15 protein-coding genes and 1 pseudogene are annotated in these 15,932 nt (G+C 59.8%); 10 read left to right on the top strand and 6 right to left on the bottom strand.

The annotated features are described in order from the left end of the window. Positions 1 to 78: 78 nt before the first annotated feature. Both J7I89_RS23455 and J7I89_RS23450 read right to left on the bottom strand, forming a co-directional pair. Positions 79 to 624, bottom strand: a complete 546-nt coding sequence (locus J7I89_RS23455; RefSeq protein WP_214975524.1) for an AAA family ATPase — start codon at positions 622 to 624, stop codon at positions 79 to 81. Beyond that, a complete protein-coding gene (locus tag J7I89_RS23450) occupies positions 621 to 1,268 on the bottom strand; it encodes a bifunctional 4-hydroxy-2-oxoglutarate aldolase/2-dehydro-3-deoxy-phosphogluconate aldolase (RefSeq protein ID WP_214975522.1) in 648 nt (215 codons plus the stop codon). Before J7I89_RS23450 ends, J7I89_RS23455 begins: the two co-directional genes overlap by 4 nt. A gap of 148 nt (positions 1,269 to 1,416) precedes the next feature. On the opposite strand from J7I89_RS23450, the gene J7I89_RS23445 reads away from it, so the two are divergent. From J7I89_RS23445 to J7I89_RS23405, 10 genes are all read left to right on the top strand, one after another. After that, entirely contained in the window at positions 1,417 to 2,403 is a 987-nt protein-coding gene (locus J7I89_RS23445; RefSeq protein WP_214975521.1) for a Gfo/Idh/MocA family protein, read from the top strand. Continuing rightward, the gene (locus J7I89_RS23440; protein ID WP_214975519.1) at positions 2,396 to 3,391 is read left to right on the top strand and encodes a LacI family DNA-binding transcriptional regulator; all 996 of its coding nucleotides are present in this window, start codon (positions 2,396 to 2,398) and stop codon (positions 3,389 to 3,391) included. Before J7I89_RS23445 ends, J7I89_RS23440 begins: the two co-directional genes overlap by 8 nt. Beyond that, complete coding sequence (locus J7I89_RS23435; protein WP_214975518.1) at positions 3,388 to 3,954, top strand: VOC family protein; 567 nt, start codon at positions 3,388 to 3,390, stop codon at positions 3,952 to 3,954. The genes J7I89_RS23440 and J7I89_RS23435 overlap by 4 nt, the downstream gene beginning before the upstream one ends. 3 nt (positions 3,955 to 3,957) lie before the next feature. After that, a complete protein-coding gene (locus tag J7I89_RS23430) occupies positions 3,958 to 4,848 on the top strand; it encodes a sugar phosphate isomerase/epimerase (RefSeq protein WP_214975516.1) in 891 nt (296 codons plus the stop codon). Then, complete coding sequence (locus J7I89_RS23425) at positions 4,848 to 5,840, top strand: Gfo/Idh/MocA family protein (protein WP_214975514.1); 993 nt, start codon at positions 4,848 to 4,850, stop codon at positions 5,838 to 5,840. The genes J7I89_RS23430 and J7I89_RS23425 overlap by 1 nt, the downstream gene beginning before the upstream one ends. A 103-nt stretch (positions 5,841 to 5,943) precedes the next feature. Continuing rightward, on the top strand, positions 5,944 to 7,230 hold the full coding sequence (locus J7I89_RS23420; protein WP_214975512.1) for a CynX/NimT family MFS transporter: 1,287 nt from the start codon (positions 5,944 to 5,946) through the stop codon (positions 7,228 to 7,230). A gap of 194 nt (positions 7,231 to 7,424) precedes the next feature. Next, positions 7,425 to 8,150, top strand: coding sequence for a Gfo/Idh/MocA family protein (locus J7I89_RS23415; protein WP_251045780.1), 726 nt, complete (start codon positions 7,425 to 7,427; stop codon positions 8,148 to 8,150). Between the two features lie 81 nt (positions 8,151 to 8,231). Continuing rightward, positions 8,232 to 8,459 (top strand): hypothetical protein, encoded by a 228-nt coding sequence (locus tag J7I89_RS25465; protein ID WP_251045779.1) that lies wholly within the window; start codon positions 8,232 to 8,234, stop codon positions 8,457 to 8,459. A gap of 122 nt (positions 8,460 to 8,581) precedes the next feature. Continuing rightward, positions 8,582 to 9,331: an SDR family NAD(P)-dependent oxidoreductase gene (locus tag J7I89_RS23410; RefSeq protein WP_214975510.1), complete on the top strand. Its 750-nt coding sequence runs from the start codon at positions 8,582 to 8,584 to the stop codon at positions 9,329 to 9,331. 217 nt (positions 9,332 to 9,548) lie between these two features. After that, on the top strand, positions 9,549 to 10,013 hold the full coding sequence (locus tag J7I89_RS23405) for a VOC family protein (RefSeq protein WP_214975508.1): 465 nt from the start codon (positions 9,549 to 9,551) through the stop codon (positions 10,011 to 10,013). Between the two features lie 948 nt (positions 10,014 to 10,961). On the opposite strand, the pseudogene J7I89_RS25460 reads toward J7I89_RS23405, so the two are convergent. The 4 genes and pseudogenes from J7I89_RS25460 to J7I89_RS23390 form a co-directional block, all read right to left on the bottom strand. Next, positions 10,962 to 11,195 (bottom strand): annotated as a pseudogene (locus tag J7I89_RS25460) (hypothetical protein); the annotation flags it as partial. 231 nt (positions 11,196 to 11,426) lie between these two features. After that, positions 11,427 to 12,287, bottom strand: coding sequence for a carbohydrate ABC transporter permease (locus J7I89_RS25455; RefSeq protein WP_214975506.1), 861 nt, complete (start codon positions 12,285 to 12,287; stop codon positions 11,427 to 11,429). Continuing rightward, entirely contained in the window at positions 12,284 to 13,216 is a 933-nt protein-coding gene (locus J7I89_RS23395) for a carbohydrate ABC transporter permease (RefSeq protein WP_251045778.1), read from the bottom strand. The genes J7I89_RS25455 and J7I89_RS23395 overlap by 4 nt, the downstream gene beginning before the upstream one ends. 57 nt (positions 13,217 to 13,273) lie before the next feature. Beyond that, the gene (locus J7I89_RS23390; protein WP_251045777.1) at positions 13,274 to 14,710 is read right to left on the bottom strand and encodes an ABC transporter substrate-binding protein; all 1,437 of its coding nucleotides are present in this window, start codon (positions 14,708 to 14,710) and stop codon (positions 13,274 to 13,276) included. Positions 14,711 to 15,932: the final 1,222 nt, after the last annotated feature.

The raw sequence follows: 15,932 nt of genomic DNA, 5'->3' as shown, positions 1-15,932 counted from the left end.
TCAAGGGCGCGCCTCCTCTTTGCCTCGTTGATCATCGTGCGCAAGCCGGTGCCACTAATCACCCGACTCCGGTTCACTTCAATCGACCGGAAGGTGCGCCTCATTGTTGAAGTCCTGGTAATCCGCTCCGGACCAAGCGCACTCCAAGCTGCCATAGACCGACCAGTAGTCATCCCAGTGGGCAAGTTTCCACTGGTCTCGTTCCAGTCCGCGGCGGATGAGCCGCGTACGCAGAACGTCTTGAGGTACCCGGACCCGTATCACGGTGATCGCGGACGACGGCCACTGGAAGTCTTCCGCCGCCCGAGTCAGATAGTCTGGGTCGCCGAAAAAGGCTCCAAAGGGAGCATCAAGGACCACTGACCGGCCGAGGCGCAGGTTTATCCCCGCCACATCCATGAGAGTCTCATACTCGAGGGGCAGCAAATTGTCGCGATAGTAGTCGCTGGACTCGCGGTCGGTGGGGTCATGCCCGGTGGCGGTCAGCGCGAATTCGACGAAGCGGCCACTGACCCGGTCCTTGTCCAGATACGCAGCCTCATGCTGTTGTGCTGTTTGCTGGGCAATCGTCGTTTTCCCTGAGCCGGCAGGACCGATGACAATGAAGACTTTGGGGGCCTTCATTGACGGGCCTCTGCCACAGCTGACAGGAACTCCTTGGCGGCCTCGGTGACGCGGGAGAAGTCGCCATCGGGTTGCCATGCTTTTGTCACGTAGCTGCCCACGCCGACGCCTGCCACGCCAGCCGCGAACCATTCGCCCACGTTCTCTACGGTTACGCCGCCAGCTGGCATGATCGGCAGATGTGCGAGCGGCGCGAGGACTGATTTGGCGTAGGGGATGCCGCCGGCTTCGGTGGGGAAGAGCTTGAGGATGTCGGCGCCTGCCTCGGCGGAGTTAACAAGCTCGGTCGGTGTATAAGCGCCGCTGATTGTCGGCACCTGGTATCGGTTCGCGGTACGGATCATCGCGGGGTTCAGCTGAGGACTGACCAGGAACTGAGCGCCGGCCCGGATACATTCATAAGCTGAGTGCTCGTCCAGCACTGTTCCGGCACCGATTGCCACGCCGGTGGAGCCGTGTTTGGCGGCGAGCCGACGGATCACGTCGACAGCGCCTGGAATAGAAAGCGTGATCTCGAGGGCCCGGAAACCTCCTTCGATAGCAGCTTCCGCAACGCGCTCGGCAACCTCCGCGCTCTCCAGCCGCACGATGAGGACGGCCCCTGACTCTTCGATGGTCTGCAGGATGCGAAGTTTCTTGTACATGTTGGCCTCTCTCTGGCCGGGTATCTCCTACTTCTTGAGCGACCCGACCCCTTGCTGGTGTTTGGTTGTCGTTGACAAACTCTCCCACCATCCATAGTGTTATTGCAACCGATCTCAGCAACCGATCTCATACAAGGGGGTATTGCGGTTGACTCACACACGCACAATCATTCTTGGTGCTTCCCATTGGCATGTTCCGCTCTGCGCGCCGGCAATTGCCGAAGAGCACGAGGTGATCGGAGTCAGTGACGACGACGTATCCCGCGTGCAGGTGCAGGACCTGGCCGAAGGCTGGGGGGCGCCGGTTGAAGCCGACTGGCAAAAGCTGGCTGATCTCCCCGACGTCGGACTCGCATATGTCTTCGGCCCCCATGAGGGGATGGCTGAAAAGTGTCTCGCCCTGATCGCGCGCGGTATTCCGTTCGTCGTGGAAAAGCCATTGGGCACTTCCCTTGACGAGCTTTCTGCCGTGCGTCAGGCCGCCGAGGCAGCTGGCGTGCCTGCCACTGTCCCCCTGGTCCAGCGCGGCGGACCCACAGATCAATGGCTTGCCAAGGCAGGACGGCCCGCTTACCAGCGAACCTCATTTATTGCTGGTCCACCATCCCGGTATCTCGACAATGCCAATCCCTGGATGCTCGACCCGCTCAAGGCGGGCGGGGGTTGCCTGGCCAATCTGGGTCCGCATTTTGTCGATCTGTTCCTCAGGGGCAGTGGCGAGACTGCAGCACATGTGGACTCCCGGCTCTCATCGGTTCTTCACAGCCAGGCTGTTGAGGATCATGCCAGCCTCATCATCACGACACCGGACGGCCGCGAAGCCATCGTGGAAGTTGGCTACGCATTCCCTGGCTCGCCGCTCAAGCGCTACTGCAGCTTCACCTCGGTCGGTGAGGCAGGATTCGCCTCCGTTGATTCGGACGGTACAGCTACGTTCACGGCATTGGATGGCACCACGGAGGTCGACAAGATCAATGTGGATAGCGACCCTCTTTACGATCCGTTCGTGCGGAGCGTCGCCCGGACGCTGGATGATGGATTCCGGGGCCTGCCGACGCTGGCCCAGCTCGAAGACGTTATGCGCCCGATTTGGCAGGCCTATGACGACCAGCACGGAGGAAGAGAACATGCCTGATCTGAGTATCGACGTCGTCGCCAAGGCTGCCGGTGTCCACCGGTCCACCGTTTCCCGGGCATTCTCCCGGCCGGAAGCCGTGAAAAGGGAAACGCGTGAACACATCCTCAAAGTTGCCGAAGGGCTCGGCTACACGATGAGTCCACTCGCCCAGGCTCTTCGGACCAAGACCAGCACATTCATCCCGCTGATCGTTCCTGACATCACCAACCCGTTCTTTGCTGAACTTGCCAAGACGATGACTCAGGCAGCTGACGACCGCGGTTACCAGCTACTGCTCTGCGTCACCAACGGGGACCCGGCCAAAACCGACGGATACTTCACCGCCATGCAGGCCATGTATGCCCCCTTCGGCATCGTCGCGCCGTCCACAAAGGTCGATACCGAGGCCATGAAACGCTTCGATTTCGGCCACAAGGTCGTGGTGATCGACCGGGTTGAAGGGGACGATGCCGTCCCAACGGTCACCGTCGACAGCCGCCGCGGAATCATGATCGCCCTGGAGCACCTGCACTCTCTGGGGCACACGTCGATCGGCTACGTATCCGGCATCGCCGGAACGCACACCGCCCAGGACCGGATGGACGCGTATTTGGAGCTGTCCGCCGAGAGCGGCAGTGCACCTGTTGTACTGGACAGCGGGTCGGATCTGGATGCGGGCACGCGCGGGGCAGAACATTACCTCGAGATGGACAATCCTCCAACGGCAATCATCGCGGCCAATGACATGGTGGCCTTTGCGGTCATCTCGGCACTCGGCCAACGTGGCGTACGGGTACCGGAGGACGTGTCGGTCATCGGCTTCGACGGTCTCGCTCTCGGCGCCCGGTTTAACCCTCCTCTGACCACGGTTCGCCAGCCGATCGCCGACATGGGACACATCGCCATCGAACTGGCTGAGAAGCAGAACATTGACGGCTCCGTGGACCACATCGTCCTCGAACCTCAGCTTCTGGTCCGCGGCTCCACCTCTGGACCACGCAAATGACCAGGGGACAGGAGTCAACGCTCCGGCGTCTGCCAGGGCTCCAACACACAGACCACGTCGGCCTGACAGTGCCAAACCTTGAGGAAGGCATCCGCTTCTTCGTCGAAGTCCTCGGAGCTGAGGAGCTCTACCGCTCCGAACGCGGGCCGGACGAAGAATTCATGCCCACAAACTTCGAAGTCCCGGCAGATGCCAGGCTCACGCTCGCAATGTTGCGCCTGCCACCAAACCTCAACATCGAGCTTTTCGAATGGAGCAGCGCTGAGCGGCGTGATACCCCGCCGCGGCACTGCGACGCCGGCGGCCACCACCTGTGCTTCGTCGTGGACGACGTCGACGAAGCGATCGCAGTGCTGCAGGCAACACCTGGAGTACGCGTGCTCGGTGAGCGCAAAGAAGTCGCCGGCGACAGCCCCCGAGTAGCCGGCAATCGCTGGACATACTTCATCACCCCTTGGGGATTGCTGATGGAAATCGTGGATCGATCCCGCGTCGCAGCCCCGCCCCGGCTGGTCGGTCCCACGGACTGGGCAGCACCTCCAAACACTTCAGAAAGGACATAAACAATGCGGCTAGCCGGTCACACACTAGGCACCCCGGACCACACGGTTCCCCAAGCACTTGATCTATTCCGAGCCGCAGGGCTCGATGCCGCCGAAGTCATCTACCAGAATGACTACAAATCAGGATTGCCATTAGGTGACCGGCGTGCCGCGATGGAGGCAATGAAAGCGGCCGAAACCGCAGGGATACCCATCGTAGGTCTGACGCCTTACACCACCGCCATCAACTCGCTGGACGACGCGGAATGGCGCACAGCAGTCGATGAATTCCGCGGCGCCATAGAAACCGCACACCTGCTGGGCGCTGACCGGGTCCGTGTCTATGCTGGTTCGTGGCACCCTGGGGACAACGATCACGCCGCGCGTTGGGGCAAACTGCGTAAGGCGCTGGAGGCCCTCGCGCCCGAAGCCGGCCAGGCCGGCGTTCGCCTTTGCGTGGAAAACCACTTCGGCACCATGACCCAGACCGCGGCAGACACCGCTGCCCTTGTCCGGGAAATTGCCCATCCGGCCGTCCGCGTTCTCTATGACCAGGCGAACCTGACATTCACGCACGACGAAACGTACGAACAGGCCTTCGCAGTTCAAGGTGACCTGATCGGTCACGTTCACGTGAAGGACCTCGTCTTCACGGATCCCAACGCGGCCTTCCGCGCCACGGAAACAGCCCGAGTCAACGCTTCCGAGCGAGCCGTCCGATCCCGCGTCGTCGGAAGCGGCGTCGTTCCATGGTCGGACATCCTCGCCGCGTTGCTGCAGCATGGCTACGACGACGTGCTGAGCATCGAACTCGAGTACCGTTGGCACCCGCAAGACCTCCCCGCGCCCGAGGACGGATTCCGCGAATCCGCCGCCGTCCTGCGCTCAATGCTCTCTGAAGTGAGGAACGCCTGATGAACACCACCCGTCTGCGCGTCGGAGTTGTCGGCGCGGGCAACATCGCGACGATTGCCCAATTACCCACCCTCGTACAACGCGATGACGTTGCGTTGGCCGCTCTGGTGTCCCGGCGTGAGGATCCAGGTAACCTGGTCCGGCGCTGGGGCTTCAAGGCCGCCTACAAAACGGTGGAGGACATGCTGGATTCGCAGGAGCTGGATGCCGTATTCGTGCTGACGCCACGCTCTGAGCACGCCCATGCCGTCCAGCTGTGCCTGAATCGTGACGTCGACGTGTTCTGCGAAAAGCCGTTGGCTCCGGCAACCGATGAAGCAGAACGTCTTGCAGATCTCGCCGACGAGCGGGGCCGCATCCTGATGGTGGACTTCAACCGCCGCTATGCGCCGGTCTATACCGCCGGTCGGGAAGTCTTTGGTGCCAAAGGCGCCACCTTCTGCGTTGCCCAGAAAAATCGCCCTGGATCGGAATACCGTGCGACATTCGAGAACGCCATTCACATGGTCGATCTCCTCCGCTGGTACTGCGGCGGCGAACCGGAGGACGTCGCCGCCCACGCCGCCGGTGATGACCCTTGGGAAGAAGACGGCGTCGCAGCAACTATCCGCTTCAGTACCGGGAACACGGGCGTCCTGATGGCAGCCCGTACGGCAGGAGCATGGAACGAAAAACTGGACGCCTACGGCGACGGAAAGACCGTCGAAGTCAGGGCGCCGGAGACGGTTTCGACCACTGTTAAGGGCGTCACCACCTCGCGGGAACTGAGCGCCGAGGCGTACGGTTGGGCTACAGCCACCGAAACCTTGGGGTTCTCGGCGGCCGTTCATCATTTTCTGGACCGGGTTGCTGACAGGGCGCAGCCACTTACCTCAGGCCGGGAAGCTGTCCATACCCAACGCCTGCTCGACCGGATTCTCGCTGCCGCCGGTTTGCCGACAGAAGAGCAAGCCGGCCGGGAATGGGCCAGCCACGCAGTAAACGGAAGCTAACAACCAACCGAGCTCGCCCATTCTCAACTGCACTTCCAGTCCTTGATGCAGGCACTGTGGAACCGTGGCCTGAACAAACCTGCGGAAAATAGGAGGCGCCAACATGGCTCGACTTCGCCTCCGTCAGGGCAGCCCACACATCGGGGGAGCGGGGAGACAACCGTTCCGCGGCCGGCTCACCGCGCTTGCCGGCATCCTGCTGGTCGCGTTCAGCGCCAGAGAAGCGGTTTCGGCGGTGTCCCCACTCCTTGGTCCAATCAGCGAGGACCTTCCCCTCGACGCGGTGACGACAGGGATCCTTGGGATGCTGCCGACCGCCGGCTTCGCAGTGATGGGCTTCCTGGCTCCGCCGCTCCTCCGGCGTATCCAGCTCGAACACCTGCTCCTGGTTGCGATCCTGCTGACAACACTTGGTCAGGTCGGCCGCGCACTGGGATGGAACATCCCGGCATTTTTGGTGTTCACCTGGATCGCCATGCTCGGGATCGGGACGGTCAATGTCGTGATTCCGCCTCTGCTGATGAAGTACTTTCCCGACAAAACCGGGATCCTCGCAGCGCTCCACATAACCCTCCTGGGCGCCAGCACGGCCGTGGCCGCCCAATTCGCCATACCCTTGAGCAATCATTATGGCTGGCGGTTCTCCATCGGCATTTGGGCGGCCCTCAGCGTGGTCGCTGCGATGCCTTGGCTGATTGTTCTTGGAGGCAAGCGCACTGTTGCCCGCTCCAAGACATCACCAGCCAACGATAGGCCATCTCTCCCTACGAACCCGATCAAACCCTGGAGATCATCAATTGGCTGGGGTGCAGCACTGATCTTCGCGGGTTGCTCAAGCAATACTTTTGCGGCGCTCAGTTGGCTTCCGGCTGTTCTTATCGACAGAGGAATGAGTCAGGAAACCGCTGGATCAATGCTGGCGCTCTATTCAATCCTTACCGTGCCTGTCGCCTTGATTGTGCCTCTGGTAGTAGTGAGAATGCCTCGCCCGCTACCCGTTGCAATCCTGTTTGTCCTCGCATTCGCCATCGGTTACGGAGGCATCCTCTTTGCTCCACCAAGCTCTGCAGTGGTCTGGGTCGTCATAGCCGGACTTGGCCAAGGCGCGTACTCCTTCGCGTTCACGATGATCAATAAGCGAACACGAACGCAATCCGGCTCAGGGATCCTATCCGGGTTCGCCCAGGGAGTCGGTTACGCCCTTGCAAGCGTTGGCCCGTTCTTTTTTGGTCTCCTGCATCATCCCGGGGACGGCTGGCTGCCCTCGTTCGGCATGCTCGGAGCGTGGCTCCTGGTGCTTTCGGCAGGAGCGATGATGGTCAACAAGCCGCGCTTGCTCGAAGACGCCTTCCTGGTGGTACAGCCAGGCGCTAAAGAAGCAAGACACTGATGCAGAGCCTGACTGCAGCAGATACAGAACCGAGATCAGTTTCGCTGACAACCGAGACCGCCGGGCCCGCGAAAACCTGAACCACGTAGATCCTTGACAGACCCTTTTTGCGACCCTATGTTTATTGCAACCGATCTCAGCAATCGATCTCACTAACACTAAAAGAACGTCACCGATCTCAAGGGAGAGACTTTATGGTCACCTGCTTCGTCCCTGGCAGCATCTTCGGGCGGCCCGACATCATGACCGCGACGGCACATGCCCCGCGCGTCGCCGTCGTGGGAGCGGCCGGCTGGGCCGGATCACGGCACGCCCGGGCATTCGCCGCGGCAGGTGCCAAGGTCTCCATCCTTGTGGAGAAGGACGAGCGCGGCCTCGCCCTCGCTCAGGAGCTCGGCGCACAGTTGGTGCCCAGTACAGCGGAACTCCACCCCGAACACCTTGACCTGGTAGTCGTAGCACTGCCCACCACCATGCAACCGGTCATATGCGCAGATCTGCTGAACAGGGGATTCCGTGTGCTGACTGAAAAGCCGGTGGCCGCAGATGCCGAAGGTGCTGCCGTCCTGGCTGCCGCTTCCGGGGTGCACGACAGACTCATGGTCGGGTATACGCTCCACCACCATCCCGCCGCCGCACTGGTCTCTCAATGGATCAGGAACAAGAACGTGATCGCCGTGGCTGTCCGTTCCGTCGCCCACAAACAGAACGTCCACTCATGGCGCGCTGACCCGAAAGAGGGCGGCGTCGCTGTAGTGAATGGCATTCACGCCATCGAATTAATCTCATCATGGTTCAACGGCGACCCGAAAGTACTGGCCACCAGCGCCAGCAGCAACCTCTATGGGTCGCCGGTGCCGGAGCACGTCGTCTCCACCCTCGAATTTCCTGAGGGCGCCGTATTCACCATGCAGAGCTAGTGGTCTCCCTGGCAGGAGCCTCAAGGACTCAATCAGGGCGACTGGAGCCTCACCATCGACGTCCTGGCCACTGAGGGCCGGATGTTATGGACCAACGACTCCCTTCACGTGTGGGAGCGTGACGGCGGCCAGTACGAAAAGACCTTCGAGCCCTCCGACCTCTTCCTGCGCCAAGCTGAGACGGCGCTGAAGTTTTGCAAGGGTGGAACCCCTGCAGTCACATTCGCCCAGGCACTCCGCGCGACAGAAATCGCCGATGCAGTCCTGGCAGCGGCAACATCCAGCGCTGAGGATGTGGTCTCCCCGTAACATCTCAAAAACCTGACCGTCGACTGAACAACCATAACTAAGGAATTAGACATGAAGCGAGCAACCCACGGCCGGACCGCAGGAGAACCGCGGCGCAGCCGCATCCAGAGTGGGGAGAACCGATGAGCCTCAAAGACCAGGTGGTTCTGGTAACCGGATCGAGCGGGGGAATCGGCGATGCTGCTGTCAGCGCATTCCTAGCCGCAGGCGCCCTCGTCGTCGGCGCTGATCGTTCCCCCAAGGAGGACCAGGCCCTGGGGGCCTTCTATCCTCTCGACATCACGTCCGAGCAACAATGCGCAACGGTTATCCAGGACATCAAAGCCAGATTCGGCCGCATCGACGTCCTCGTCCATGCAGCAGGAGTGCTCGGCACCACGCCGGACATTATGGAGACAACCACAGAAGAGTTCGACTCCATTCTGAGGATCAATGCCTCTGCAACGTTCTCGATGGTACGAGAGACAGCAAAGTCAATGCTTGAGTCCGGCACGGCCGGCGCCATCGTGGTCTTATCCTCCGTCGCGGCCAAAGAAGCACGCCTGAACTACCTGCCTTATAACGCGAGCAAGCTCGCAGTCCTACACATCATGTGGTCATTCGCAGAATTACTCGGGCCTCAGGGCATCTCCGTCAACGCCGTCGCACCAGGCCCGGTGAACACACCCATGTGGGCACAGTTTGCCAAAGATTCAGGCCCGGATGCGGCTGCCAACCGGGCGAAGAGGGCAGCGCAACTGCCGATGCGCCGGTTTGCCGAACCCGACGAAGTCGCCCGCGCCATCCTCTTTCTGACAGATCCCGACAACCGCTACATCACCGGAGTGTCTCTCGATGTGGCCGGCGGAGCACACCTGGGAATAGGAACCTGAACCCCCTGCACGGTGCCTTGCAATCAAAGGGCCCCGTCACACACCTTTTGCAGGTGGCAACCCAGCGTACACATACGCCAGGCAAACCCAGCACCGACCCCTCAAGGCTGTGTCTGAGCAACCCCAGCGAAGTCTAAGTCTGAATCTACGAGGAGAAATCGATATGTCCGTTCTTTTGGTCCAGTTCAAGCCCCTCGGGAATGTTTAGGTGAGAGAAATGAAAACTGCGATTCGACATCATCACACTGCCCTGCACGTTACGGACATGGAGCGCAGCGCCCGGTTCTACGCGGAAGGGCTTGGCCTTGCCCGCTTGAAAGCGTGGACATCGGGCCCATACGTCGGCGAACTTTACGGCCGTCCGGACGTTAAGGTCAAAGCACTAATGCTCTCAACGGGTGACGGTACCTTCAACTTGGAGCTGGTCCAAGTTGAGGATCCGCCACCGGCCGTCAACCCATCAGAGGCGCAGCCGGGGACTGCACATCTTGCTTTTACCGATATTGACCTGCGCAAGGTTTACGCCAGAATGACAGCGCTCGGGTACAGCGCTTTGTCCGAACCGGTCGCACCCACGTCGGGCCCGGTTGCAGGAGGCTTGCTGATCTACCTGCTCGATCCAGACGGAAATCGTGTGGAGCTAATTCAGCCGCCAGACTGGCCGCCAAGCGACAACTCTTGAGCTGTCCGCACCCGGGTAAAGATGCTCGGTGTGCCTAGCGCCAGGTGACCAGACTGGGAAAACCAGGGGAAACAGCGCATGGAACGAGGAGCGCGGCTTAGGATTCCGGCCGAAACGGGTCCGCCACTCATCAACCGAGCCTTGAGTTTTTTCGATAGCAATGACACCTTTGCCGAGAAGGCCGATGATTGGCAAGTCCGTGGCACGAACTTGCTGCGCCACCTGATGGTTTGGCTCGTGCGAGGACAGAAGGCGTCCCCCGTGGGTGCTATCCCCAAGAGCAGCCGACCTTCAGCGGCTGGCACGGCAACATGCCTCAAACCCTGTCCTTTCGCAAAAACGGTACACGGACGCGGACTGCAGCCTGGTCCTCGCCCTATTAAACGGTGAGCACGGTTTAAGAGGGCAAGGTAGTGGTCCCTGTTCGGGAGCCGCTTGTGGTGGGCGAGCAGTAGGCTGGGCCTGTGTTCCGCATATCGACTGTTTGGTTCATGATTCAGAGCTTCGTGGGTGAGGGGATCTCCCCGACGCCGCGTCGCGAGGTCGCTGCGACACATGCAGGAATGGTCTAGGGGGGGAGCGCTGCCAGGCTTCGCGCAAGGTGTGGCTACCCCTTGCATCCTTGGGGCTCCTGCTATTCGGCCTGCGGCATCACCCGGATGGCAGTTGGATCCCATCGTGTGGGGGTGAGATCTGGTTGCTCGTGTGACCGTAGGAGCAGCCTTGAGAAGCCATCCCCGTATGCTCGGGTCCCTAATGAACTCTGCCGCTTCGTAGCGGTTCATCGATTGAGTTACGGGTTGCAGATGATCCTAACCTCAGCAGTGCGGGCAGTGCCCTTCATTCCGCGAAGCAGACGGCCACGGTCAATCAGCCCCGCGCCAATGCCGGTGGAAGATTCAACAGCGATCATTTTCGTCGCGGCAGGCCTCAACAGGTGTTCGCCGTCCCCCAAGAGCGGGAGCCGACGCTGGCTTCATGGCGGAATTCGAGCTCATACCAGCGCCAGGTCTCCAGACGGTCTCCGGAGACGGCGATTTAAGGGCCGTCGTAGCCCCATCCCGAGGCGAGCTTGCCGTCTTCGTCGAGGGGAAGATTGGCCCACTGGCCGGTAGGCGTTCGGGCGGTGCATTGGTCAGGCTCGTTCGCTGGCGTTGGTGTTGGTGTTGAACGAGATTCCATGGAGGGACAGGCGGTGGGGCCTGGCTCGTCTACACGTTGAGCTCTTGCCCGTGAGTTCCAGCGAATTCGGACCCGCGGGTACTCATGACGCGGGCTGAGGGGCTTGTCAGAGTTTAGGGATTGCAGTTCCGGTGAGTTGGTCGCGAAAGGGCACGCCACATGACCGCTTGGAAGCGGCCATGTGGCGTGCTTTTTTAGGTTGGGCCTGGGCAGCAGAAACTCTTGCCGTAGTTATCCCTTGACACCACCGGACGTCATGCCGGCAACAAACCAGCGCTGGAAGGCCAGGAAGATTGAGAGAACGGGGATGAAAGCGACGACGATGAATGCAGCGAAGAGTCCCCAGAAGCTACCGAAGCCAGTGGTTATATATCGCACGATGCCGTTCTGGACGGTCTTCATGTCTTCTGTGGTGGCGAGGACGGTGCCTACAAGGAAGTCGTTCCAAACGAATACGAAGATGAAGATAGCTACAGCAGCGATACCGGGACGGATGAGTGGGAGGATGATTCGCCACAAGATCTGTATCCGGGAGCAGCCATCGATTGCGGCCGCTTCTTCAATCTCGACGGGTATGTTCTCGATGAAGTTGCGAAGAAACAGGATGGTCTGTCCACAAATGATGGCCGTGTAGACGACGATCAGCATCGGATAGGTGTTGATCAAGGCTGTTTTAACGAACATGGAGTACAGCGCGATAAAGACCACGATTGCCGGAACCATCGATAGCACCAGGATCCCGGTCATGAGAGTTTCCATGCGGCGGCTTCGGTACCTGGTGGCAACATATGCTGCAGGAATGGAAATCGCCAACGCGAGGGCGATAGAACCGCCAGCGTAGATGAGGGAGTTAACAAAAAACCGGATGTTCGTTGAAGTCAGCAGGCCCGCATAGCCCTCGAATGAGATCGGGTCCGGAATCCATCTTGGCGGGAACTCAAGGGTATCCGATGCGGTTTTCAGCGAGGTGGATACGATCCATGCGACAGGCGGTAGAACGATCGCAGCTGAGAGGGTGACGTATGCCCAGGCCGGAACCGCCCGAAGGGCCGCGTCGACGCGGCCTTGGCGACGTGAAGTTGTGGTGCTCACAGGCTTTCCTTCCGTCGGAAGCGAATCGCGACAAGAGTGAGGACAATGTTTACGGCAAAAAGGAGGATTGCCGTTGCTGATGCCCCGGAGAGATCGAACTTGTCGAACATCTGGTTGTATACCCGCATTGACAGCGTCTCGGTCGATCCGATGGGACCACCTCGTGTCGTCACCAGGATGATGGTGACCATCTGTACATAGAGCATGAGTAGAACGATCACGACGGAGACGATGGTGTTGCGCAGGTGAGGCAACGTGATGTTCACAAATGCATGCCGGATCCCCCCGCCGTCCACTTTGAGGCTTTCGTACAATTCCTCTGGAATGGTTTGAAGGGCGCCGAGAAAGAGAAGCATGGCTTGCGGGTATGACCACCACGCCGTCATCAGAGTCACGGCAACGAGCGCACTATTCGGGGACGAGAAGACATCAGTAGGACCGAACCCAAGGGATTTGGTGATAGCTGAGGCCGGCCCGTAATTGGGGTTGAGAAACCACAGCCAGATTGTTCCTGCTGTGGCCTGGGACATGAGCCACGGCAACAGGAAGAGACTGCGGACGGAGCGCTTGAATCGATGCAGGTTGTTCAGCACAAGTGCAGACAAGAGTCCCGCCGGCAATGCAATGACCAGCGCCCCGAGCGAAAATACAAGGGTTGTCCAGATGCGGGCTGGCAGATCGGAGTCTGAGAACAGCTTGGTAAAAGAGTTCAGACCGGAGAATTTTCCGATCTGGTAATACGAAGTCTCGTGAAGCGCCGTCCATGCCGTGTAGATGAGCGGTCCAACAAAGACAAAGAGGAACACGGCAGTGACGGGGACGACGTACAACCAGACCATGCGGTCCTTACGAGCCCGGCGGGAAGCCTGGATGCCTGTGGGTGGTGTGGCCGTCTGAGATGAAGTGCGGGTCGGGCTGTTTGTTGACATTATCTCTCCCTTCCGTGGGGAGCCTGATTTCTCAGGCTCCCCACGGACGTTGGGGGGCTATTTCTTGTTGGCCGCATCCTGGGCGGAACGGATAAAGTCGCTGCCCGAAGTTCCGTTCAGGGTCAGTTTCTGTCCGGCCTGGGAGAGCCCGGTGGCCAGCGAGGTCCAGTTATTGGAGTATGTGCGGGGTTTGCTGTTGCTCTTGACGTAGGCGGCGATGTCGTTCACCGTTTTCGCTTCGGGCGTGGAGAAGAATGGCTGCTCATAAGTGGCAGCGCGTGTGGGGACCTCACCGCCGGTGGCCATCTTTGCGCCGGCTTCGGGACCGGTCATGTACTCGATGAACTTCCAGGCCGCCTCTGTGTGCTTGCTTCCCGAGCCTATTCCCAGAGTCCACCCGATGGTGGTGCCGGTGGTGTCGCCAGTAGATGCCTTTGGCAGGGAGGTCCACTTGAGGTCCGGGTTCTGCGAGGCGAAGGAAACGGCTCGTTCCGTGCCGAGGACTGCCATTGCGACAGTGCCGCTGGCCATGCCGTCTGCTACGGTGCCGTACGTATCGGAAACGACATTGCTACCCAGAGCCTTTGCGTCCCGGAGCTTGGTAAGGAAGTTGCCGAACTCCTCGCCCTTCTTTGCCGCAAAATCTGCCTGTCCGTCCCCAGTCCATATTTCCTGATCAACCTGCGTCATGAAGCAGTTGAAGAAAGTGCTGATGATGGCTGAGTTATCGGTGTCCGAGAACCCGGTTCCGAACCCGGTGAACCCAGCTGCGGCAGCTTTTCGTGCAACGTCGACGACTTCCTCGTAGGTGGTTGGAGTGGCCGCACCGATCTGAGAAAGAATTTTCTGGTTGTAGTACAGCGCGCAGGTGCGGTATTCATAGGGCACCGCGACCTGCTTGCCGTCAGGTCCAGCGAGAGTGTCGATGGGGCGAAGCCAGTCAGTGACCTTGGACGCAGCATCAGGCAGCGGCGAGTAGACGCCGGCGCCGGCCATTTGGGGGACGAGCGGGGTGAACATCTTAAATACATCCGGCGCCTGACCGGCCGCTGCTGACTGCGGCAGCCTGTTCAGCATATCGCCCAGAGAAACCACCGAGAGATTGATCTTAATGTCAGGGTTTGCCGCCTCAAAATTGGCAATGTTCTCCTTCAGGGCTTTTGAGCGCGGATTAGCCTGGCTGGGATCGAGGAAGTCCCAGTAATTGAGCGTCACCGGCCCCCCAGATTCCGGAGTTGAGGGGGAGCAGCCGCTGAGGGCAAGGCTAGCTACGACTGCTGTGACGAGTGCCAAGCCCCATCGCTTCTTGATCATGAATCTCTCCTGTGTGCTGGGTTGCTGATGCGGGAGCATGCCGTACTCAAAACGACGCCTGCTGAATGTGGGGCTACCGAAGGTCCGGGGATGAGCCAGTTGATCATCGAGTCTCTCCTTTGAGATCGGTTGCATTAACGAGCAGTGAGATCGGTTGCTGAGATCGGTTGCAATAAACATAGGACTGCAGGAAGGCTCTGTCAAGGATTCTTTTAGTGCGGATCTTGGGGGTCCGGAGTTCTCGATGGTCATCGAATATTTTGTTTGTCTTCTGCTGCGATCGGGCTCTATCCGCTTCTTGCTTCCTTAGAGGGCGTGCCAGCTCCCGTGTCGGTGTGCGGATCTAGGAAATCCCTTTAGTCACGTGCGCGGCTGCAACCTCGACGACGTAGCCAGCGAACTCATGGCCGAGGCTATGAGGCCCTGTTTCTCCCATGATCGGGTTCGCGTAATCCTGAGGTACGGGTGCGTCTTGGTGAAGCGCCAGGTCCTACTGGCTCTATAGCTCCTGCAACCGCGTGCGAGAGGTGACTATCCATGTCCGCTTTGGAGGTTACATTGAGGTCGGCTACGAGGGTTCTCATTTCTCAGGTCCTTTCCATGAGGAGTCAAAGAGTCTGCTTATTAGGGCATAAGGCCCGTAGCCCAACGCCGGCGGACCCCTCGGCTTTCGTGGCTTAAAATTCTTGGAGCACGAAGCGTCCGGTGGGCAGTGTGAACATGATGCTGCGGAAAGTTACGGATACAGTGAAGGTCCGCTGATGGCGGGCCTGGAAGCCTCCTTCGGCTATCCGCGGCGCTTAAAGAAGAGCAGTTGCTGGGGTTCAACCCAGACCTCATCGCCATCGAGTTTCTCGATTAACATTCTCGACTCGACGCCTTCCTGCGCGATTCATAGCAGCTCCGAAGTTGCTTCTACCACGCGGCCAGTTCTGAAGTATGTTCCATTTCGGCGGACTTCCACAGTTGCTCCCCGCAGGTCGGACCAGTCATTGAGACGGTGTGGATGCGTTGTTCGTGCCATGAAAATCCTGTGGTCGACGTTGGCCGTCCATGCGGTTGGATGTCCTGCTGGTGAACTCATGTGGGTCCTTGGCTGTGCTGGTTATTCGAATCAGTGGGATTGATGGCGACCGCGGGCGGGATATCCTGCGGCGGCACGGCTGACAGTTGGTTGCAAGAGCCGAAGAGCGGCTTGGTATGTTGTGCCGCTGGCTGTGTGCTTGCCAGCCGGATAGGTATCACTACTCGCAAGCGGTTACTATGCGGCAGCCCAGGGAAGCGCCGCTAAACAATGCAACTGAGGTATGTGTTCGCAGCAGCTTCAGCGCACTGTAGACGGGTGCGAGGAGTCAGCAGCAACCCGCCCCGTCACCTAACGGGGCTTGTATCTCTTAAGTAC

The organism is Arthrobacter sp. ISL-5 (assembly GCF_018613835.1).
Classification (GTDB): domain Bacteria; phylum Actinomycetota; class Actinomycetes; order Actinomycetales; family Micrococcaceae; genus Arthrobacter.
The sequence above is the reverse complement of the archived record's forward strand: the minus strand, read 5'-3'. Positions and strand labels throughout refer to the sequence as shown.

What these genes read in the sequence shown, in the direction of transcription:
- J7I89_RS23455 (WP_214975524.1), bottom strand. Translation starts at nt 624, where the DNA reads ATGAAGGCCCCCAAAGTCTTCATTGTCATCGGTCCTGCCGGCTCAGGG.
- J7I89_RS23450 (WP_214975522.1), bottom strand. Translation starts at nt 1,268, where the DNA reads ATGTACAAGAAACTTCGCATCCTGCAGACCATCGAAGAGTCAGGGGCC.
- J7I89_RS23440 (WP_214975519.1), top strand. Translation starts at nt 2,396, where the DNA reads ATGCCTGATCTGAGTATCGACGTCGTCGCCAAGGCTGCCGGTGTCCAC.
- J7I89_RS23435 (WP_214975518.1), top strand. Translation starts at nt 3,388, where the DNA reads ATGACCAGGGGACAGGAGTCAACGCTCCGGCGTCTGCCAGGGCTCCAA.
- J7I89_RS23430 (WP_214975516.1), top strand. Translation starts at nt 3,958, where the DNA reads ATGCGGCTAGCCGGTCACACACTAGGCACCCCGGACCACACGGTTCCC.
- J7I89_RS23425 (WP_214975514.1), top strand. Translation starts at nt 4,848, where the DNA reads ATGAACACCACCCGTCTGCGCGTCGGAGTTGTCGGCGCGGGCAACATC.
- J7I89_RS23420 (WP_214975512.1), top strand. Translation starts at nt 5,944, where the DNA reads ATGGCTCGACTTCGCCTCCGTCAGGGCAGCCCACACATCGGGGGAGCG.
- J7I89_RS23415 (WP_251045780.1), top strand. Translation starts at nt 7,425, where the DNA reads ATGGTCACCTGCTTCGTCCCTGGCAGCATCTTCGGGCGGCCCGACATC.
- J7I89_RS25465 (WP_251045779.1), top strand. Translation starts at nt 8,232, where the DNA reads ATGTTATGGACCAACGACTCCCTTCACGTGTGGGAGCGTGACGGCGGC.
- J7I89_RS23410 (WP_214975510.1), top strand. Translation starts at nt 8,582, where the DNA reads ATGAGCCTCAAAGACCAGGTGGTTCTGGTAACCGGATCGAGCGGGGGA.
- J7I89_RS23405 (WP_214975508.1), top strand. Translation starts at nt 9,549, where the DNA reads ATGAAAACTGCGATTCGACATCATCACACTGCCCTGCACGTTACGGAC.
- J7I89_RS23395 (WP_251045778.1), bottom strand. Translation starts at nt 13,216, where the DNA reads ATGTCAACAAACAGCCCGACCCGCACTTCATCTCAGACGGCCACACCA.
- J7I89_RS23390 (WP_251045777.1), bottom strand. Translation starts at nt 14,710, where the DNA reads ATGTTTATTGCAACCGATCTCAGCAACCGATCTCACTGCTCGTTAATG.